Annotated in this window: 18 protein-coding genes and 2 pseudogenes; 16 read left to right on the forward strand and 4 right to left on the reverse strand. The window is 51.9% G+C overall.

The features are described from left to right. The first annotated feature begins 20 nt into the window (after positions 1-20). On the forward strand, positions 21-437 hold the full coding sequence (locus M891_RS0110830; RefSeq protein WP_051416919.1) for a PaaI family thioesterase: 417 nt from the start codon (positions 21-23) through the stop codon (positions 435-437). Between the two features lie 82 nt (positions 438-519). Continuing rightward, the gene (locus tag M891_RS0110835) at positions 520-1,593 is read left to right on the forward strand and encodes a glycosyltransferase family 4 protein (protein ID WP_028538838.1); all 1,074 of its coding nucleotides are present in this window, start codon (positions 520-522) and stop codon (positions 1,591-1,593) included. Between the two features lie 63 nt (positions 1,594-1,656). Here M891_RS0110835 and M891_RS0110840 read toward each other — a convergent pair whose 3' ends face one another. Next, on the reverse strand, positions 1,657-2,433 hold the full coding sequence (locus M891_RS0110840; RefSeq protein ID WP_028538839.1) for a YheC/YheD family protein: 777 nt from the start codon (positions 2,431-2,433) through the stop codon (positions 1,657-1,659). Between the two features lie 164 nt (positions 2,434-2,597). On the opposite strand from M891_RS0110840, the gene M891_RS0110845 reads away from it, so the two are divergent. Then, positions 2,598-3,056, forward strand: a complete 459-nt coding sequence (locus M891_RS0110845) for a MarR family winged helix-turn-helix transcriptional regulator (protein WP_028538840.1) — start codon at positions 2,598-2,600, stop codon at positions 3,054-3,056. A 26-nt stretch (positions 3,057-3,082) separates the two neighbouring features. Further along, positions 3,083-4,348 (forward strand): MFS transporter, encoded by a 1,266-nt coding sequence (locus M891_RS0110850; protein ID WP_028538841.1) that lies wholly within the window; start codon positions 3,083-3,085, stop codon positions 4,346-4,348. Between the two features lie 7 nt (positions 4,349-4,355). Here M891_RS0110850 and M891_RS0110855 read toward each other — a convergent pair whose 3' ends face one another. Both M891_RS0110855 and M891_RS25555 read right to left on the reverse strand, forming a co-directional pair. Further along, positions 4,356-5,213: an SDR family oxidoreductase gene (locus M891_RS0110855; protein ID WP_028538842.1), complete on the reverse strand. Its 858-nt coding sequence runs from the start codon at positions 5,211-5,213 to the stop codon at positions 4,356-4,358. A 153-nt stretch (positions 5,214-5,366) separates the two neighbouring features. Continuing rightward, a complete protein-coding gene (locus M891_RS25555) occupies positions 5,367-5,543 on the reverse strand; it encodes a hypothetical protein (RefSeq protein ID WP_016312251.1) in 177 nt (58 codons plus the stop codon). 307 nt (positions 5,544-5,850) lie between these two features. On the opposite strand from M891_RS25555, the pseudogene M891_RS23730 reads away from it, so the two are divergent. After that, positions 5,851-7,005: pseudogene (locus M891_RS23730) on the forward strand (glycosyl hydrolase family 8); the annotation flags it as partial. A gap of 36 nt (positions 7,006-7,041) precedes the next feature. Next, positions 7,042-7,428 carry a discoidin domain-containing protein gene (locus tag M891_RS25790; RefSeq protein ID WP_332258796.1) on the forward strand — a complete coding sequence of 129 codons (387 nt, stop codon included), beginning with the start codon at positions 7,042-7,044 and terminating at the stop codon, positions 7,426-7,428. 65 nt (positions 7,429-7,493) lie between these two features. Here the strand turns inward: M891_RS25790 and M891_RS0110870 are convergent, their stop codons facing one another. Next, the gene (locus M891_RS0110870) at positions 7,494-10,823 is read right to left on the reverse strand and encodes a DEAD/DEAH box helicase (protein WP_028538844.1); all 3,330 of its coding nucleotides are present in this window, start codon (positions 10,821-10,823) and stop codon (positions 7,494-7,496) included. A gap of 201 nt (positions 10,824-11,024) precedes the next feature. Here M891_RS0110870 and M891_RS0110875 point away from each other — a divergent pair, with 201 nt between their 5' ends. The 10 genes and pseudogenes from M891_RS0110875 (at position 11,025) to M891_RS0110920 (ending at position 20,611) form a co-directional block, all read left to right on the forward strand. Further along, positions 11,025-11,711 carry an FHA domain-containing protein gene (locus M891_RS0110875; RefSeq protein WP_028538845.1) on the forward strand — a complete coding sequence of 229 codons (687 nt, stop codon included), beginning with the start codon at positions 11,025-11,027 and terminating at the stop codon, positions 11,709-11,711. Between the two features lie 31 nt (positions 11,712-11,742). Then, positions 11,743-12,744, forward strand: a complete 1,002-nt coding sequence (locus M891_RS0110880; RefSeq protein ID WP_028538846.1) for a glycerophosphodiester phosphodiesterase family protein — start codon at positions 11,743-11,745, stop codon at positions 12,742-12,744. A gap of 238 nt (positions 12,745-12,982) precedes the next feature. Then, on the forward strand, positions 12,983-13,927 hold the full coding sequence (locus M891_RS0110885) for a hypothetical protein (RefSeq protein WP_028538847.1): 945 nt from the start codon (positions 12,983-12,985) through the stop codon (positions 13,925-13,927). A gap of 147 nt (positions 13,928-14,074) precedes the next feature. Continuing rightward, positions 14,075-14,755 (forward strand): annotated as a pseudogene (locus M891_RS0110890) (ABC transporter ATP-binding protein); the annotation flags it as partial. After that, complete coding sequence (locus M891_RS0110895; protein WP_028538849.1) at positions 14,727-15,476, forward strand: ABC transporter permease; 750 nt, start codon at positions 14,727-14,729, stop codon at positions 15,474-15,476. The pseudogene M891_RS0110890 and the gene M891_RS0110895, both read left to right, overlap by 29 nt. Positions 15,477-15,500: 24 nt before the next feature. After that, positions 15,501-17,039 (forward strand): sensor histidine kinase, encoded by a 1,539-nt coding sequence (locus tag M891_RS0110900; RefSeq protein ID WP_028538850.1) that lies wholly within the window; start codon positions 15,501-15,503, stop codon positions 17,037-17,039. Next, complete coding sequence (locus tag M891_RS0110905; RefSeq protein WP_028538851.1) at positions 17,036-17,728, forward strand: response regulator transcription factor; 693 nt, start codon at positions 17,036-17,038, stop codon at positions 17,726-17,728. The genes M891_RS0110900 and M891_RS0110905 overlap by 4 nt, the downstream gene beginning before the upstream one ends. A gap of 235 nt (positions 17,729-17,963) precedes the next feature. Then, positions 17,964-19,022, forward strand: coding sequence for an ABC transporter ATP-binding protein (locus tag M891_RS0110910; RefSeq protein WP_028538852.1), 1,059 nt, complete (start codon positions 17,964-17,966; stop codon positions 19,020-19,022). Then, the gene (locus tag M891_RS0110915; protein WP_036700098.1) at positions 19,015-19,818 is read left to right on the forward strand and encodes an ABC transporter permease; all 804 of its coding nucleotides are present in this window, start codon (positions 19,015-19,017) and stop codon (positions 19,816-19,818) included. Before M891_RS0110910 ends, M891_RS0110915 begins: the two co-directional genes overlap by 8 nt. Positions 19,819-19,825: 7 nt before the next feature. Then, a complete protein-coding gene (locus M891_RS0110920; protein ID WP_028538854.1) occupies positions 19,826-20,611 on the forward strand; it encodes an ABC transporter permease in 786 nt (261 codons plus the stop codon). Positions 20,612-20,791: the final 180 nt, after the last annotated feature.

The raw sequence follows: 20,791 nt of genomic DNA on the forward strand, positions 1-20,791 counted from the left end.
ATGAACGGAGGTTATCTGAAATGAAAACGGATTCAGAAGAGCTGCAGCAACGTTTAGCGTTGTGGAATCAAGCGGCGATTGGCTCGTTTGTGGATTATCTCGGCTGTGAAGTGGTTGAAGCGAATGAGCAGCGGGTTGTGATGCGCCTTCAGATTCAGCCGCATCATTTGAACTTGATCGGCATCGTCCACGGGGGGGTTCATGCGACGTTGATCGATTCGGCGATGGGACTGCTGGCGATGATTGCCAAACCGGAAGCCAGTGTGGTGACAACGAACTTAAACTTAAATTACGTCACCAAAGCCGTGAAGGGATCGATCACAGTGACTGCTGAACTGGTTCACATATCGCGTAAATCGGTGACCACGATGGCGTATGCACGGCTGGATCAAGGTGAAATCTGCGCATTTGGAACAGGAACGTTCCGCGTGACCTGACGTTTAGGTGGATACCTGCGCAGGAAGTCCTCCTAACGCATATGGTGAATAAACGCAAGGACATATGTGTTAGGAGGAGCCTATGAATATTTTGATGGTGGCGCCCGAGCAGATCCCGGTTCCCGGGAACGGCTCCGTGGAGATCAGCATGCTGGCCATCGCCAAGCAATTGGCCGTGAATCATCGCGTTACGCTGATCAGCAGAAAGGCCCGAAACTTGCCCAGTGTCAGCCGGATGGGGAACTTAACGATCGTCCGGGTGAGCAGCGGAAGCTCCAGTAAGTATATCGCCTCCGTTTTGCATTACTTGAAAGGGAGACGGTATGACCTGATTCAAGTCGATAATCGTCCGCATTATATGGCCAAAATCAAGGCGGCGTTTCCCCATACTCCCGTCACGTTGTTCCTGCATTCGCTGACGTTTGTGAAACCCACCACCAAAGTGAACGAAAGTCTGAGCCGAGCCGACCTGATTATTGCCAACAGCGATTCGCTGAAAGCGAATTTAGCCGCGCGCTTCCCACGGCATGCGGGGAAACTGCGCAAGGTGCATCTTGGTGTAGACACCGCTCGGTTTAGCCCGGCAAGCGGAGCAGGGCACTCTGGAACATTCCGCGTCTTGTTCGCGGGGCGGGTCATTCCACGCAAAGGGGTTCCGGTTCTGATCCGGGCGATCAGCCGTGTGCGCAAGGAATATGGGCCGGTTAGCTTAACCGTAGTTGGCGGCGGTAAACCCGGATATTTAAGAGAACTCAAGCGTTTAGCCAGGGCGAAGGGAGTGCCTGTCACATTTACCGGCAAAGTTCCGCATCGTTCCATTCACCGCAAGTTCCAGCAGGCCGATCTGTTTGCGTGTCCGTCACAGGAGCATGAAGCGTTTGGTCTGGTGAATGTGGAAGCGATGGCATCGGGTCTTCCCGTCGTCGCATCCAATATTGGCGGGATTGGGGAGATCGTCAAACACGGTTCGAATGGTTACCTCGTCGATGCCTACCGCAACTCTGAAGAGCATGCGAAGTGGATTCTGAAGCTTGCACGGGATCGGGAGCTGACCGTTCGAATGTCCAGACAAGCGCGGAAGGACGCTGTAGAGAAGTTCGGATGGAAGCAAACGGCCAAGAAGCTGATGGGAATCTATCGGCAGTTTGGTTCATAAACCTTATCCTACCAAAAACGGACGATAGGATGCCCTGTGGCATGGCCTTCGTCCGCTTTTTATTTATTTCCGCTTGTATTTGCCATAAGCACGAGCATATTTCATGATGGTGCGGAAGATACTCTTATCCTTCAGTTTCCGGAAGATGAACGGATCCGGCGAAGTGTTCACTTCAAGAATCCAAGGCCGCATCTTCTGGTCAAGCGCCACATCGACACCGATTTCGCGCAGCCCGGGGAAGCTCTTCTTTAAGTGATTGGCAATGTCCTCCCCAAAGCCCTCCAGTATATTGGTATAAGACTTGAGCCGCGATCCCTTCAAATATGGGGAAAGCAGCTTCTCTACCGGCATAAGCTTCCCATCATTATGATAGTTGGTGACAATCTTCTTCGGGTGGGCCAGTCTGCCAATTATGCCGGTTGTCTTCCAAACCTTCTGCGGGGTACGTTGCACCATGACACGCAGGTCGAAGCGCCGCTGATCATATTTGAGCAGCTCAATGCCTTGCTGAACGAGATAACGACCTTTCAGCTTATGTTTTCGAATCGAGTGATAGAGTTCATCCACTGAATGATGGGTCCACACCTTCTTGTCAAGCTGGTGTTGGTAGATCCCGTGTCTGGAGTAAGGTTTATATTCGACCCGCATGACGCCTTTTCCCCATGTGCCGTTCACTGGCTTAACGTAGACCATATGGTATCTCAGCAGCATACTATGCAAATTCTCTTTAGTAAATCGGCGGGTTTCAGGGAGATAGCTCCGCAGTGCCTTGCTTTGCATCAACGCTTCATTTTTTTTCAGCTTGCTTGTGATATGACGCGGGTGACGAGCAGTTTTCATGATCGCGGTTCCCCTTCGAGATGTTTTTTTATGGTAATGTATTCGTCCGCACTGGAAAAGGGAAAGATGATCACCTACCCGCCCTGAAAATAGACAGATGATTGACCTGAATTAGTTCGTTGGCATATAATTGTCAAGACAACTATTAAAGCAAGGTGTGACATATGGTGAGAAGGGACCACTCTCAGCACGAGCTGGCCATCGGATATATCATGGGGATGGCTTACCGCAAAATCACAGCATTACTGCAGCATCGATTGAAGGATTATGACATTACTACTGAGCAATGGTCCGTACTTCATAAGATCTATAATTCGGATGGCTTGATCCAGAAAGAGATTGCGGATCGAACCGGAAAGGACAAGCCAACGATTACTCGAATTATCGACTTGCTGGAAAGCAAAGGACTCGTTCGCAAGCAAGCGGGGGAGCGGGATCGAAGATCGTTTGTCGTATTTGCAACCGAGCGGGGAAGAGAACTGATCTGCGAAACGTTGCCGATTGAACGGGGCGTAAATGAAGAGGTGAAGCAGCTCATGGATGCGGAGGAATACGAGAAGCTCGTGGAGCTGCTCCAGCGCATCCATCTTCAGCTTGGTGAAGAATCGCAAAACAAAGGTTGACAACTAAGTAGATTAGAGGCGAAGAAATGAATTTACACAAGGAATCAGACCGATTATGGACGAGATCGTTTATATCATTAACGATCTCTGCTTTTTTGTTATTTTTGAATTTGCAAATGTTGTTGTCTTCACTTTCATCTTATGCCAAAAATGACCTTGCCGCCAGTGATTTAGAGGTCAGTCTCGTGACCAGCGTTTTTGCGGTATCCGCGATCTTGGCTCGTTTCCTCACAGCAGCGATGCTGCGGAAGTTTTCACCTAACGTTCTGCTGTTCACTGGCTTAATCATCGCAGCACTTATGACTGAATTCAATCATTGGGCGGGTTCGGTTGAAGGATTGATGCTGTTACGGGCCGGGTACGGTGTTGGTTTTGGGATTGGCAGCACCATTTTGCCAACGTTGGCATCACGGATCATTCCGCCAACTCGAATGGGGGAAGGCATTGGGTATTATGGGTTGTCGAGCAGCTTGGCGATGTCGATCGGCCCAATGATCGGTTTAAATATGCTGCAGAAGTACGGTTTTGGCACATTGACCTTGACGGGGGCATTGGCTGTTCTGGTGGTGATCCCGTTGTTGCTAATTACCCGAGCATTGCCAAGAAACCATAATCAAGAGATGAAAGCAAGCGAGAAGAAAACGACGCCGAGAGCCGGCGCCCCGGCCCTGGAACGTCGTACGTCGTTTAACCGTAAATTTTTGTTGCCAGCATTTCTAAATATGTTATTGTCGATCACCTACAGCGGTCTGTTAAGCTTTATCGCTCTCTTCGGCGAATTTATCCACTTGGAACAAGTGGGGTTATTTTTCTTGTTTAATGCGGCCACGGTGGTCATCATTCGTCCGATCTCCGGCAGAATCTTTGATGCGAAGGGCCCTGGGGCCGTCCTGATTCCTGCGGCGCTTTTGGTAGTTGCGAGCATGTTTGTTTTGTCCTTCACCCAGTCGCTGCCAATGCTGATCGTTTCGGCGTTACTGTATGGACTTGGCTTCGGGGCGACCCAGCCTACGCTGCAGGCTTGGATGCTGCGATCCAGCACACCGGAGCAATACGGAATGGCGAACAGCATGTTTTTTAATACCACAGATTTTGGTGTTGCCATTGGTGCAATCATTCTGGGAGCCATCGCTTCCGCCACGAATTATGCGGTGATGTACCGTTATTCCGCCGGGGTTATGGGATTGTTCCTGATCTTTTACGTTGTGTCACATTTGTTGGGGAACAAGCGGTTATCCACGAACAATGATCCGGCAGACCGCGCTGAAGTGAAGGTAAGCAGCACGAGCTAAGGCGCAGCTATTTCCCTTTGCGCGTTAACTCGGACAAGCGATCCCACTGTTCTTCTGTCACCTCGGCAAGGTCGTTAAACTGTCCGGCCCCGCGCAGCCATTCCCCACCGTCAATCGTGACCACCTCGCCGTTGATGTATCCGGCGGCATCCGAGACGAGGAAAGCGGCTAGGTCTGCCAGCTCTTCGGGGCGGCCGGTTCTTCCAAGCGGTACGCGTCCCAGCATTTTCGCCTCCAGCTCCGGAGTAGGGGAGAGGCGAGACCAGGCGCCTTCCGTCGGAAACGGTCCGGGTGCGATCGCCACCTGACGGATCCCGTGAGGTGCCCACTCGACGGCGAGGGAGCGGGTCAGCGCAAGTACGCCAGCTTTGGCAGCGGCGGAGGGCACGACGTATCCCGATCCGGTCGAAGCGTAGGTCGTGACAATGTTCAGCATCGTTCCGGGCAGCTGCTGTTCAATCCACCGTTTTCCAACCTCTAATGTCATGTAAAACGTACCGTGCAATACGATACCCAGTACTGCGTTGACAGCATTGGGCGACAAGCGTTCCGTCGGACTGATAAAATTGCCGGCAGCGTTGTTGACAAGCACATCGATCCGACCGAAATGTTGCCACACGGCATCCACGCAATTGTGGACTTGTCCGGGATCGCGAACATCACAGCGCTGCCGGTATACCTCACCGCCATAAGCAGAGGATAGTTCTTCAGCGGTTTGCTCCAATACCTCTTCACGTCGTCCGCAGATGGCGACCTTCGCGCCGAGTTGTAAGAACCGACCAGCCATCGCCCGTCCCAATCCCGTACCGCCTCCGGTGATCAGAATCACCTTATCCTTCAATAAATCCTGTGTGAACGCTTCCATATCTTCACGCTCCCAGATTTCAAATCAACCTCTGTACCATGATATTCGTGCTAAAACTTCATTATCCTGTCGTCTGGGAAGCGTTGGTGGATAATAAAATATCCGCAGCGGCTCCATCAAGGAACCCTGCGGATGATCAACGGAAGAGGAAGGTTATTTCGCGGAATCTGTATCGGTGAACGGCACCGGCTTGGCCACCCATTCATCGGCTTCCGGCTCGATGTCCACGCCGTTTTCGATCTTCTTCTTCTCCGCTAGTGAATCCCCTTGCTCATTTAATTTGTTACGCAGCTCAGCCTCATCGCGGGCTTGTTGATTTTGATGCTCCATGCTGATCCTCCTTAAGTGATTCTCTCGGTAGTAGTCATTACCTTCCATAGGGTATCCCGATCACGGTGATTTCATGTTTCAGACCTGTAGAAATTAGTTTATATTTATAAAAAGCTGGAATAAAATAGGAATTGGGACATCCTTGCGTTTCATTCGTTGCAACTCCGAAGTCGCTTAACGAAAGACAGGCTTTCCACTTTCGCTTTGAGGAGGAATGATGATGAAGCTTCAAAAGGTTTGTCTAGTTTTGCTGTGTTTCTTTATAGCCACCACGTTTGGGGCCGTTGCACCGGCTGCTCCCGCCAACGCCGCAGGGGAAATGAAGCCGTTCCCGCAGCAGATCAGCTATCCGGGAATCATCAAGCCAAGCCACGTCACCCAAGCCGCGATGAATCAGGCTGTGGCGTCATATTACGATTATTGGAAAGCGACTTATCTTCGCAACAATTTGTCTTCTTTGCCGGGCGGTTACTATGTGAAGGGCAATATTACGGGAGATCCCGACGGGTTTACCGCGCTTGGTTCCTCTGAAGGTCAGGGCTACGGCATGATCATCACCGTGCTGATGGCAGGTTATGATCCGAACGCCAAGACGATTTATGACGGATTGTTTAAGACGGCACGTACATATAAGAGCAGCGGAAATCCGAACTTGATGGGTTGGGTAGTAGCGGACAGCAAAGCCGCTCAAGGCCATTTTGGGTCAGCTACCGACGGTGATTTGGACATCGCTTATTCGTTGATTTTAGCTCACAACCAGTGGGGCTCGGGCGGGGCGATCAACTATTTGCAAGAAGCGAAAAAAATGATTACCGACGGCATTAAAGCAAGCTATGTTACATCTGGTAATCGGCTTAATCTTGGAGATTGGGACGGTAAGGATGCGCTGAATACGCGGCCGTCGGACTGGATGCTCAGTCATTTGCGCGCTTTTTATGAGGTCACAGCGGATGAGACTTGGATTCATGTGATAGATCATTTGTACGACGTGTATCAACAGTTTAGCGCAACATATTCTCCGAATACCGGACTGATCTCTGACTTTGTGGTGGGCAACCCGCCAAGACCTGCGCCAGAGTGGTATCTGGATGAGTTCAAAGAAACGAATCAATATTACTATAATGCAAGCCGTGTACCGCTGCGCATCGTTATGGATTATGCGTTATACGGCGATACCAGAGCGAAAGCGCTCGCCGACAAAATGGTGAGCTGGATCAAAACGAAAACCGGCGGTGCACCTGCAAATATCAAAAATGGCTACAAGCTGGACGGCACAGCCATAGGAAATTATGCCACAGCGGTATTTGTCGCTCCGTTCATCTCGGCGGGAACGGCGAATTCCAATCATCAAGCTTGGGTGAATGCGGGCTGGGACTGGATGAAGAATAAGAAAGAGGATTACTTCAGCGATACCTACAATTTGCTGAACTTGCTGTTCCTATCGGGGAATTGGTGGAAGCCCGGCGGGGCAACTGTACCGGAAGCTCCGAATCTGGCCCTGAATAAAACAGCGGTATCCAGCACAATGGAAGGCGTGGGGTTTGAACCGGACAAGGCGGTAGACGGCAACCAGATGACGCGCTGGGCCAGTCGCGAGGGGACCGATCCGGAATGGATTTACGTTGATCTGGGTGCCGTACATCAAATCACCGGCGTCAAGCTGCGGTGGGAGGTGGCATACGCCAAGCGGTACAAGATTGAAATCTCCACGGACAGCGGAGCGCCAGAGCATTGGCAGGAAGTATATTCGACTTCAAGCGGAGATGGAGGACTTGATGAAATCCCGCTTTCGCCGCAGCCGGCAAGATATGTCCGCATGTATGGCATCGAGCGGGGGACACCTTACGGGTATTCCCTTTACGAGTTTGAAGTGACAGGTCAGTGAAATGAAGAAGGGACCGGAACTGCCGAAATGATTCGGAGCTTCCGATCCCTTTTTTAAGTTACAGATTAGATCATCAAGATTTCGCGAATTTCTTGCTCGGTCAGCGCGGAAATGGCCTCTTGTCCAGGCTTCAGCACCTCTTCGACGAGGTGCTTTTTCTTCTGCTGCAGCTCGTACATTTTGTCTTCCACGGTCCCTTGGGCAACCATGCGAATGACATGTACGATATTCTTCTGCCCGATCCGATAGGCCCGATCTGCCGCCTGTTGTTCGACCGCAGGATTCCACCATAGATCATAAAGAATGACGGTATCCGCACCGGTTAAGTTCAGGCCAGTGCCTCCGGCCTTCAGCGAGATGAGAAACAAATCGCGTTCCCCGTCGTTAAAGCGATCGCATAACTCTACCCGTTCGGCAGCTGGCGTCTTCCCATCGAGATAAAAGAAAGGCATCCCTCGGTAGCCCAGCTCTCGGCCAATCAATCCGAGCATCTCCGTAAATTGGGAGAAGATCAGTACGCGTTTGCCGGCGCTTTGGCATTCTTCGATCATTTCCATCAGTTGGTCAAACTTCGCTGAACCGCCGTCATAGCCGTCAACGAATAAGGCCGGATGGCAGCATAGCTGGCGCAGCCGGGTTAAGCCAGCCAAAATGCGAATACGGTTCTGCCCGAACGTGTCGTCATCCAAATGCTTAAGCGTCTCCTGCTGCAGCTTGGCCAAGTAGGCCAGGTACAGCTTCTTCTGTTCCGGCAGCAGCTCAGAAGGTTGAAGGGACTCAATTTTTTCCGGCAGATCCTTCAGCACGTCGGTTTTCAGCCGGCGCAGGACGAAAGGGCGGATGCGTTTGGCTACCGTCTCCCGGGACAAATCGTTAAACGCCTGGCGACTAGGGAATAACTCTGGAAAGACGGCGCTAAAAATCGACCATAACTCTTCCAGCGAGTTCTCTACCGGAGTGCCGGTTAAGGCGAACCGGTACTTGGCTTGCAAGCTCTTCACGGCTTGGGCCGTTTGGCTGGCGTGATTTTTGAAGCTTTGAGCCTCGTCCAAAATCAGTGTATGGAACGCCAGTTCTGCGAACTGCTCAATATCGCGGCGCAGCAGTGGATAGGAGGTGATCACTACATCCGCTTGCGACGCCTCGCGCAAGGTTCGCACCCGTTCAGCTTTACTTCCGTCGGCGATTACCGCCTTAATGTTTGGTGCGAATTTCGTCAGCTCGTTCCGCCAGTTGTACACCAGGGAAGCAGGGCAGACGATCAACGCTGGCTGTCCAGATTCGGCGATCTCCGGCAGCACCGATATGAGAAAAGCGATGCTTTGCAGCGTCTTTCCAAGCCCCATATCATCGGCAAGAATGCCGCCGAAGCGATAGTAGGCCAGTGTCTTAAGCCACTGATAACCGTAAACCTGGTAGTCGCGAAGTACATCGGAGAGCTGTGGCGGCACCGGAAAGTCCAGGTGGCTGGGATGCTGCAGGTTATGCAGCAACTCGCGGTACGCTTTGCCCAGCTTCACTGGGCCTTGTCCACGGTCTTCCTGGATATGCAATCCGCGGATCACCGGTACACGGAATTCCGGCCCGCGGATATCGCTTTGGCGCAAGCCAAATTCGTTCAGGAACTTGACGATCTCCTGAAACTCCTCGCTTTCAAGCGGCATTAATGCACCGTTTGGCAACCGGTAGTATTTGCGCTTCTCCTCCAGTGCCTGAAGCAATCCGCGGATTTCCGATTCACCGATCCCGGTCATGCTGAAGCGAAACTCCAGCCAATCCGTACGCTCGTCGAGCTCCACGGATATTTTCGGCGGTCGAAGGTCGGTGATGAGCCGGGTCTTGACTGCCGAGGTAGCATATATGTCCACGAGCTTCTCCAGTTCTGGCACGACATGATACAGAAATTCGTATTCCGCCTCCTCATCATCGAGGAAATAGGCGCTTTCGGTTCGGGTCATGTAGCCGGAATCCAACAGATTTATAATCTCCCGTTCCTTCTCAGTATCGCGCAGCAAGATTAAATCCGTACCTCGCTTGGGACCATGATCATCCAAGGGGTTAAACACGATATCACCGTATTGGAATTCCAAGCCCGCCAGGAGCCGGTCCTTAACCCGATCAAGGTACAGCCGGGCTTTCAGCTGGGTCCGTACCATACGGCTGGCGACCTTTTCCTCGACGTGGATAGTTCCGAACTTTGTCAACCCGGGCAGCACCCGTTCAACAAAGGGCTCGATCTGGTCTGGAGAGATCAGGATATACGGTTTCCGCGCAGTAATCATCATATGTTTTAATTCAGCGAGCCGGCGAGTTTGCGCGGGCGAGAGGCGGATCAGCTTACCTTCCGATAAAATGATGCCATAGACGTCCATGACCAGAACATCATCCAGGCCCTGGGCGGAAAACTGATAGCTCTCGTCCCCGGCTTGGCCGAGTTGAAAGCTAAGTGGCAGCGTTCCGTCTGTCACTTCAAGCCCCGGCCAGATGCGGCCATCTTGCTCCAATTGCACGAGCGGAGCTTGGGTGAGCAGCGGCAGCAGATCGTCCCAAAAGACAGGCGGCACCGGTAACAGTCGATCGGAAACCCCGTTCGATTTAAGGGAGTATCCTCCGAGGCTCTCGTGAAACATCTGCTCATTGCGTTGGATTTCCGCCAGCTTCTGCAGGATCGCTTCATCCTCCGGCCGAAAGGCGTAACGTTCCGGGTCGTAGTTGAAATGTTTGGTGAAGCTGTATGGCTCGCCGCGTGAGATTTTATCGAGAAAATCCCGAATGTTCTTGACGATATACAGACGCTTCTCGCCGATCTTCAGCTCCAGACCGAACAAGTACTTACGGTAGCCGTACGGCACCGGATGGAGTGTTAATTCCACCTCCAGCGGCGTCCGCTGATCAAACCTTAGTCCAGTCCGCAGCGGCGGCGGGGCAGTCTCTTCAAACAAGCGCATCATATCACGGGCGATCCAGATATCGCGGGAAGGGATGTCCCCAGGTTGTTTACGCTGGATCAGGCCGTAGGATCCATTGCGATCGTCGTCCATTGAATCTAGAAGGTCATCCTGCTGCCGCAGCAGAGACGGAAACGGACGAACCGGCGCCTTACCGCCTTGCAGCATGTCATGAACCCCCAGCAAGACGGCGGCAATATGCTTGCAATAGTTGTTATAGGAATAGAAGGCGGGACAGTTGCATTCCGCATGCACGTCGCCGTGTTCATCGATTTGCAGCGACACATGATAGTGTCCGGTTCCAGACACTGCCGCTTCATAGACACGGGAGCCGTGGTCCATCCGGAGAAAGGCCACTTTCCCGGTCCGGTAATATGCTTCTCCACGCTCGTAAGCGATTCGGCCGCATAACAATTTAATGACGCGCTCCGTTAACTGAAAACTCATGCACGGATTCCTTTCTCGTATAATTTCCGTTCGTCAGGTGTTCGCCTTTTGTTCTCCCCCTATGATAACAGAAAATCGACTATTGAAAAACGAGCGTTGAAATCAGCCTGCTGTGAGGATAATATCACTGCGGTTGCTATATTCTTAAGACGTCCCTTAAGATAAGATGATGATGGTATAGAAAATGGAGGGAGCTTAGGTATGGATACCTTTGCCTGTATTTATATTCTTCGCGGGGACCCGTTTCGTCCGGGAACCTGCATCTACCTGGATCAAGAGACGACGGAAATCGGTCGGACGTCTTCCGAGAGTTTTCCGGATATGGCCTTTACGAATATCTTTATTTCTCGTAAACATCTAATGATTCGGAAAGAAGGGGACCGTGCTGTCGCCTACGATCTGGGGAGCCGTCATGGGACGGAACTGAACGGGGTCCGGATGATCCCGCATGCCCCTTATGTGCTTGAAACGAATGATATCCTGAAATTGGCGCGGGGCACCTGTGTACTGCATTTCTCTTATTCGCCTGGAGAACAAACGCTGGAGTTTGAGCCCGTACATGAATCGACGCATTCGGAGACGACCGAGGGAGCGGTGACGATCCATTGGGAGAAACGGGAATGCATTGTGAACGGCGTCAAAATTTCGATGTCGGAAAAAGAATATTTGCTGCTGCAGCTGCTTCATGATCACGCGAACCGTCTGGTGACGATCCGTGAGATTAAGCAGACGGTGTGGTATGACCGTAATCCTGGTCCTGACGGGTTACCGGATGTGACGATCGATGAATTAACGACATTAATTTATCGGATTCGCAAGAAATATGGACGCGATACGTTCCAGATCAATGCGATCCGGGGGAGCGGATATATTTTAGAGACAGAATAGGACGGGTTAGGAAGGATCGGGGGAGACTGGCTTGAGCAAGATCAGGAAGATATATAGAAGCAGAACGCTATGGATATTGCTTGCCCTTATTGCTTTTGTTTACTTGAACAATACGCCTCATCTGACCGCAGCTCAGGGCGGGGAACCTAAGCTGCTGGCGCATCGTGGTCTGGCGCAAACCTTCCCGATGGAGGGGATCGAGAACGATACGTGCACAGCGGAACGGATATATGAACCGGAGCACGAGTTTCTGGAGAACACCTTGCCATCTATGGAAGCCGCTTTTGCAGCCGGGGCTGATATGGTGGAATTGGATCTGAAGCCAACCAAGGACGGGCAGTTTGCCGTGTTCCATGATTGGACGTTGGATTGCCGGACCAATGCGGAAGGCACAACGAAAGACTATACGATGGCGGAGCTGAAAATGTTGGATATCGGGTACGGATATACCGCCGATCAAGGCAAGACGTATCCGTTTCGCGGCAAAGGGGTTGGGCTGATGCCATCGTTACCTGAAGTGGTGGAGCATTTTCCCGGCAAGGCGCTGCTACTGCACATCAAAAGTGATGACCCCGAGGAAGGGAAGCAGCTTGCGGCATACCTGTCTACGTTAAAGAAGGAGGAGCGGGACGGGATAACCGTTTATGGCGGCGATCTGCCCATTGCGGTCTTGAAGGAGCGCCTGCCGGACCTGCGGGTCATGTCCAAGGCAACGTTAAAGCAATGTCTGCTCTCGTATGAGGCTTCCGGCTGGACAGGGTACATCCCTGATGCTTGCCGAAACACCGAGCTGCACATCCCTGAGAAAATCGCGCCTTGGCTGTGGGGCTGGCCGGATAAATTCCTAAGCCGTATGGAGCGAGCAAACACCCGCGTTGTTATCGTCGGAGGGGACGGCAGTGATTTCTCCAGCGGCTTCGATACATTGGAAGACGTGAAGCGTCTGCCCGCCGGATACAGCGGCTGGATCTGGACGAACCGAGTCGACCGAATCGCTAAGGCGGTTCAAACTGGAACTAGGATGAACAATTGAGGACGAAACAACCTTTAAGAGGTAGAAATACATCTGTCAGTGATCTTCCTCTTTACACTTGAGTCATACGAAATATCTTAAAATCTCTATAATTACTGACTCCATGGCCGGCTTGATGTCTTTCCATAGACATTGAGCCGGCTTTTTTACACTTTTTTTAGATTTCGTTTAGAAGCAATTTAGACCCGGGGGCTAAGCTTAGCAAGGTGAGACAAAACAAAGGGAAAGGAAGTTGAAGATGAACTCAAAATGGATCAAGCGCGGAGCGGTATTCGGGATTGGAGCAGCCTTGCTGCTCGGCAGCGGGTTGTCCGCTATGGCTGGAACGAACGGGTATGAAACGTATAAAGCCGCTATCAAGCATACGCATGCTGCATCCAGCTTAACGAACCAAGGTAGCCTCGTGGTGACCGATAACGGGAAGACGATCGTTGACGCCAAGCTGGAGGTAAAGCTGGACAAGAGGAAGGAGGCGTTGAGTGCAAATATCGAGTTGGCCGGTGCATCGGAGCCTCAAACGTTCCAGGTATATAAGCAAGACGGAAAGATGGTGTTTGTCGTCGGTGAGGATTCTGACACCTATCGTGTCCTGCAGTTGCCGGAAGAGGAGCGGCGATTCGGGGACGGGGACTTTGAACCGCCGCAGCACGCTGAGCAGTTCATGGAAGTCTTATTGGGCAATATCAAAGATTTGGCTGTGGTGAAGGAGCTGCCGTCCGGCGGAAAGCAAACCTCACTGCATTTAAGCGGCAGCCAAATTCCGGCGATCGTGCAGGCGGCCGGAACCATCGCGGTCAGCCACATGGGTGCTGCCGACAAGATGATGGCGGAAGGCGATCACCGTACGCAGATGAGTCACGGGATAATGGGATCGTCCTCCGATGCGGTGATGCCGGTGCATCCTCTTTTGATGGACTTGGATTTCCCCGCCTTAACGAAGGATGTGAAGGTTGAGGACATCCGTCTGGCAGCGGACATTAACAAGGATCAATTGGTGGAGCATCAACAAGGGCAGATCATCATTCGCGGTACAGATGATGCCGGTCAAGCCCACAAGATTGTCATCCAAATCAGCTTTGATCTGTCCGGATTCGGTCAGACGACCCCGGATATCGTAGATTTAACCGGAAAACGAGTTGAAGTGATCGAACGATCGGAACATACGCCGCGTTGGCATCGATAACCTTACCGGATGCCGGGCCAAACGGCCCGGCATCATTTGAACTAAAACCTGACGATAGGAGTTGATGATGTGGAGACGTTTTTGGAGGTACAGGGGGTCCGGAAAAGGTTCAGGAACGGCCGCGGGATTGGCTGGATCAGTCTGGACATTAAAGCTGGAGACATCGTTGGGCTGTTCGGACAGAACGGAGCCGGTAAAACGACTCTGCTCAAAGTCATCACCGGTTTATGTCGTCCCGATGAAGGGAATATCCGCATGTTTGGCTATGATCTGGACTCACACTATGAGCAGGCTATGGCCCAAGTAGGGTGCGTCATTGAAGCGGCGGATGCGTACGACTATATGACCGGAAGGCAGAACCTTCGGCAAGCCGCACGGTACTATCCGGAGTTACCACCTTCACGAATCGATGAGGTGCTGGAGATGACGGGCTTGACGCGATATCAAAATGAGAAGGCGAAACATTATTCGCTGGGCATGAAGCAGCGGTTGGCGCTGGCGGCGGCTTTGCTGCCTAAACCGCGGCTTGTCATTCTCGATGAGCCAACCAATGGGCTGGATATCGAAGGCATGGTGGAGCTTCGCCAAACAATTGATCGGCTGGCGCGCGAAGAAGGGATTGCTTTTCTCATCTCCAGCCATATGATCAGCCATCTTGAGCCCATCGTAACTTCTTTGGGCATTCTACACCACGGAGAATTGGTTCAGTTTGGCCGACGTTATGAGCTGGTTCCGCCGGGCATGACGCTGGAAGAGTATTATTTGGACGCGATTCGCTCTGAACCAGGAGGAGAGACCTATGAACGCACTGCTGACCAGCTGGCATAATGAAGCGGAGAAACTGTGGCTGCGAAAAAGAACGAGGGCGGTACTTGCCCTATCCGTCCTCATTCCGATATTGCTCACGCTGGGTTTAGGTCTGCTTGGACGTACCTTCGCATTGACCGCTGCGCTAGGCGGGCAAGTATCGGTAATTACGCTGAACTTGCTAACGGGTTACTTGTTGCCGCTCTATCTATTTATAGCAGCTGCCGAGATGTTTGCAGGTGAGACCGCGGCACGCACGATGAAGCTTACGTTGGTCCGCCCCGTAACCCGCGCCAAGCTGTTCGCGTCCAAGGTGCTGGCGTTAAGCTCAGCCGCTGCAGTGATATTGGTTGTCGCATGGATCGTTTGCGCCGTTAGCAGTTTATTGTCGTTCCCCGTATTGACAGCAAGCGAGTGGACGGACAGCTTGATCGCCTATATAGTATCGATCGTGCCGCTGGTGGCGTTGAGTCTGATCGCCGTATGGATTGCGATGTTTTTTGCGAACAGCGCTGCCGCTATTGGATCGATGATCCTGGTATATGTGGCTATGAAGCTGCTTCCGGTGATCTTCCCGATCTTTACGATTTGGTCACCGTTTGCTTATATGGACTGGCACACCTTGTGGTTTGGAGACGGGGCGGGTACCGGCAAGTTGCTGCAATCGTTTTTCATCTTGATCGCTTATAGTATGATGGCTTATGTAAGCAGCGTAACGCGTTTTGAACGCAAGACATTTTAATGCTCTCGAAAGGAACGGCCGCCAATGACGATCCGCTTAAGACTGATTTTATCCTATATTGCGATGGTATTGATTCCGATCCTTCTCACGATGGTGATGGCAATGGTGCTGACGCGTGTCTTTTTTGGCGCCGGAGACTCCGCTGACAGCGAAAAAGGCAGCTTCCAGTTCCACGGGCATGCGTTGTCGGAGTTTTGGGCCAAAATCAGCGAGCGCGAAGAGCGGATGAACGGTGTCAAATTCGTCGCGGAACAAGCTCCCGAGCTTCTGGCCGATCTCAAGTTTCTGACCAAAACCGGAGATACGCTGCAGGATCTGCAAGCCGGATTTGTGGTTGTTCGGAACGGCCAGGTGGCCTTCGCTTCCTCTAATGTGGAGCAAGAGGGTTTGGAAGAAGAACTGGCCCGGATTAGTGCAGAACAGGGGGAAAGCCATGCGAAATGGATGAAGCGTATGCACAGGGAACCCAAAGTTGCCGGACGTTATACTGCGGAACGTGTAGACTTCACCTTTGCAGATGGGAGCGCAGGAACGCTTTACCTGCTGTCTGATTTAAGTCCGCTGCTGGGCAAAATGTCGCGGTTTATGCCGCTGATGTTTTTGATATTGCTGCTGATCATTGGACTAACCAATCTGCTACTGACGTTTTTCGTGTCTCGCAGCATCCTTCGTCCGCTGTATACGCTGAAACGTGCCGCGGAACGCATCAAGGAGGGCGATCTGGATCATCCGCTTCAGATGCAGCGCACAGATGAGTTTGGCGAGGTGGGCGAAGCTTTCGAGGAAATGCGCGAGCGCCTAAAGCACTCGATCCAGTTGCAGTTGCAGTACGAGGAGAATCGGAAGGAAATGTTGTCGAACATCTCGCATGATCTGAAGACGCCGATCACCGGGATCAAGGCTTGCGTTGAAGGGCTGCGCGACCGAGTGGCGGATACGGAGGAGAAACGTGACAAATACATCTCCATGATAGGGCAAAAAGCAGACGACATGGACCGGATGATTGAGGAACTGTTCTTGTTCTCTAAGCTGGATTTGAAACGGCTGCCTTTTGATTTTGAGCCGGTAGATTTGTATAACTTCCTGCAAAGCTGTAGTGAGGAGTTGAAGGCGGATCCCCGTTTTGCTGAGGTGAACGTCGAGTTTGTTGCTTCTGCGGAACCGCCGCTTTACGTCACCGCTGACCGGGATAAGCTCAAGCGAGTGCTGATGAATATTGCCGATAACAGCTTACATTATATGAATAAGCCGGACAAACGCTTGACTCTGGAGCTCGAGTCGAATCCAAGCGAGGCGCTTGTTCGCTTTCGAGACAATGGAGATGGAATAAATGAGGGGGCATTGCCGAAGGTGTTCGAGCGCTTTTACCGCGCCGAGGCTTCACGGAGCAGTCAAAACGGCCGCAGCGGGAGCGGTTTGGGCTTGGCGATCGTTCGACAGATTATCGAAGCGCACGGTGGTATGGTGCGGGCGGACAGTCAGCTTGGCGTGGGGACAACAATCTCGTTTTCGCTGCCGCGGCATGTGCCAGGACTACCACGTAAGGGAGGTGAGATGAAATGAAAAGAATCTTGATTATCGAGGATGATCCTGTAATTGCGGAGGTTGAGCGGGATTATTTGCAGGCAAGCGGATATGCGGCGGATATCGCTTCGAGCGGAGATGAAGGGCTTCGACTTGCACTTGCGGAGCCTTACGATTTGCTTGTACTTGATCTGATGCTGCCGGGCGTGGACGGTTTTGAGATCTGCAAGCAAGTTCGTGAAGCCAGGGATATTCCAATTCTCATGGTCTCTGCGAAAAAGGAAGACATCGATAAAATCCGCGGCCTCGGCTTAGGTGCAGACGATTATGTGAGCAAACCATTTAGTGTTGGTGAACTGATGGCTCGCATCAAAGCGCATTTGGCCCGGTATGAGCGGCTGACGAGCCAATCCCGTCCGGCTGACCAGGACGAGCTGCAGCTCCGTGGCTTGCGCATTGACAAATTGTCGCGGAAGGTTTGGGTGAACGGCAAAGAGCTGTCGCTGACTGGAAAAGAATACGATCTGCTGCTCTTTTTGGCGTTGCATCCGAACCGGGTATTTTCCAAGGACGATCTGTTTGAGAAGATCTGGGGGATGGATTCGCTGGGCGATCTGGCCACCGTCACCGTCTACATCAGCAAGCTTCGGGAAAAAATTGAGCAGGACCCTTCGCAGCCGCAATATATCGAGACGATTTGGGGCGTTGGCTACCGCTTTAATTTGTAGATATGCCTATGACCGTTTTGCTGCTTCTTTTACAGGATTATCCCTTTCGTTAAGGGAGCAAAAACCTCCGTGAGTTTGCGGAGAGTTGGTGTTTCTTCTTGCTCTCTGACCCAAAGGGATAATGATGACGTATGGATCTAAAAACCCTCATCCCTTAGGGGTGGTGCTTTGTTGGAAGTTACTATATAATCTTTAGCGGACTCATAAATTGATTCAAAAAAGCGAGGGATACATCATGGCTGCCATTGAAGTGCGCGATTTGCGCAAGACTTTTAAGGTGCAGAAAAACCGCGAAGGCCTCAAAGGGGCCTTTCTTGATTTATTTAAGCGGGAATACAACGAAGTGGCCGCCGTGAAAGATATTTCTTTTCAGATTCCAGAGGGAGAGATCTGCGGATATATCGGGGAAAACGGAGCCGGAAAATCGACCACCATCAAAATGCTGACTGGTATTTTGGTGCCGACGTCGGGACATTTGAAGGTTGGCGGCTTCGTGCCATACGCTGAGCGCGAAAAGTTCGTGCAGCATATTGGCGTCGTCTTTGGCCAGCGCAGCCAGCTTTGGTGGGATATCGGCGTCATCGAGTCGTTTGAACTGCTGCGTAAGGTATATCGCGTGCCGCAAGCCGATTATAAGAAACGCCTAGACGAGCTGGTGGAGCGCCTTCAGCTGCAGGATTTGCTGAACCGTCCGGTACGTAAGCTCAGTCTAGGCCAACGGATGCGCTGTGAGCTGGTCGCGGCGCTGCTGCACAACCCGTCGATCGTCTTCCTGGACGAGCCGACGATTGGTCTCGACATCGTAGTCAAATCGGAAATTCGCGATTTTCTTAAAGATATGAACCGCGACCACGGAACAACGATCTTGCTGACAACCCATGACCTGCAGGATATCGAGGCACTTTGCTCCCGCGTCATCATGCTCGACGACGGGCGGATCATTTACGACGGCGGCTTAGAGGAGTTGAAGGACCGCTGGGGGACGGGCAAGGAAGTCTTATTCCAGTTCGGAACAGCCACCAAGCTCGATCAATTGCGGAGCTGGACGGGCACGCTTCCCGTCATCTGGACGGCTGAGAACGACCTGAACGCCAAGGTCTGGATTCCGCGGGATATCGGTGTCTCCGAGGTATTGGGTCAAGTGGTCGGCCAAGCGGACATCACCGACATCAAAATTATCGAAACCAACACCGACGAAATCGTCCGCAGCATTTACCAATCCGGCTCGGCGGACAAACCGGCGAACTCTGAAGCGGAAGTGGAGAGCAAAGAAGGTGCAGTCATCCATGTCTAACCAGTGGGGGGCCTATCTCGATTTTATCCGCATCCGATTTTTGACAATGCTGGCGTATCGGGTGAACTATTATTCGGGTATTCTGATCTATTCCTTGAACATCGGGGTTTATTATTTCACGTGGAAGGCGATTTACGGCGACGGCGGCGAGCTTGGCGGTTTTACCGCTTCACAGATGACGACCTACCTGGCCGTATCCTGGATGGCTCGGGCGTTTTATTTTAATAATCTGGATCGTGAAATCTCCACGGATATTCGAGATGGAAGCATTGCGATTCAATTTATCCGCCCTTATAACTACCTGATCGTCAAAATGATGCAAGGACTTGGCGAAGGGATGTTCCGCTTCATGATGCTGATGATCCCGGGCATGGCGATTGCGATGGTGCTTTTTCCGGTCAAATTGCCAACTGAATTAAGCGCTTGGGCAGGGTTCCTGGTGATGTTGTTCTTCAGCTTCCTGATCAATTCACAGCTGAACGTGATCACGGGGTTGATGTCTTTTTTCGTGGAGAATAACGAGGGCTTTATGCGTATGAAACGGGTGGTTGTGGATTTGTTCTCCGGCCTGATTATACCGATCAGCTTATTCCCGGCCTGGCTGGGCGGCATTATGGCGTTCCTGCCTTTTCAGGCGATTACCTATTTGCCGGGTTCGGTCTTTACCGGCCGAATTCAAGGCGCTTCAATTTGGAACGTGCTGGGCATTCAGGTGATCTGGTTCTTGATTCTGCTCATTCCGATGATTGGGCTGTACCGTGCTTCGCGGAAACGCCTGTTCGTGCAAGGAGGTTAAGGGAAGCATGTACTACTTAGGCCTCATGGGCGAATACTTGAAAAATTACATGAAAACCCGGATGACCTACCGCGCTGACTTTTGGGTGGAGGTCATTTCCGATCTGTTGTTTCAGGCAACCAACCTGATCTTTATCTTTGTGATCTTTATGCACACCAACAGCTTGGGCGGTTGGAGTGAAAGCGAAGTGGTGTTCGTCTACGGTTTCTTTATGGTGCCGTTTGGTGTGTTTAGCTGCTTTGTCAACCTGTGGAACTTCAGTGAGCGGTATATTGTGAAGGGGGAGATGGACCGGATTATGACGCGTCCGGCGTATAATCTGTTCCAGATCTTCCTGGAAAACGTAGATCCGCCAGCGCTCGTCGGCTCGATCATTGGGAGCATCATTATGCTGATCAGCGGCGGGCAGCTGGGGCTTAGCTTCGAGTGGTGGACGATTCCTGTGATGCTATTGTTTACGATTAGCGCAGTAGCGATATACACGGGCATCTACACGACGTTGACGTCCTTGTCGTTTTATTCGGATGCGCCAACCGGGATCTTGCCGTTGATGTACAACGTGCAGGGGTACGGGCGCTATCCGGTGACGATTTACAACCGGGCGATTCAAGTGCTGCTGACCTGGATCTTACCGTTTGCTTTTGTTGGCGTCTATCCGGCTTCGTTGTTCCTGGAGCGCGAGGAAATGTGGCGGATGGCGTGGCTCACCCCGCTGGTTGGCATCGTATTCTTAGCGATTGGCCTGACCGCTTGGAATTATGGGGTTAAGCGATATCGCGGGGCTGGATCGTAAACATTAGTAGGTATAAAGCCGGCGTCCCTTCATGGGGCACCGGCTTTTGTTCGTTCTCGTCAGCTGCTTCAACTGCAAAAGTGCAGTTCATTTTTGCAGAAACAGGCTATTTTCGTGATTTAGATGTAAAAGTACAGTTCCTTTCCGGCATTTGGAGTCGATTTACGAGAAATCTTCGTT

It is taken from the genome of Paenibacillus sp. J14 (genome assembly GCF_000518465.1).
In the GTDB taxonomy this organism is placed as follows: domain Bacteria; phylum Bacillota; class Bacilli; order Paenibacillales; family Paenibacillaceae; genus Fontibacillus; species Fontibacillus barengoltzii.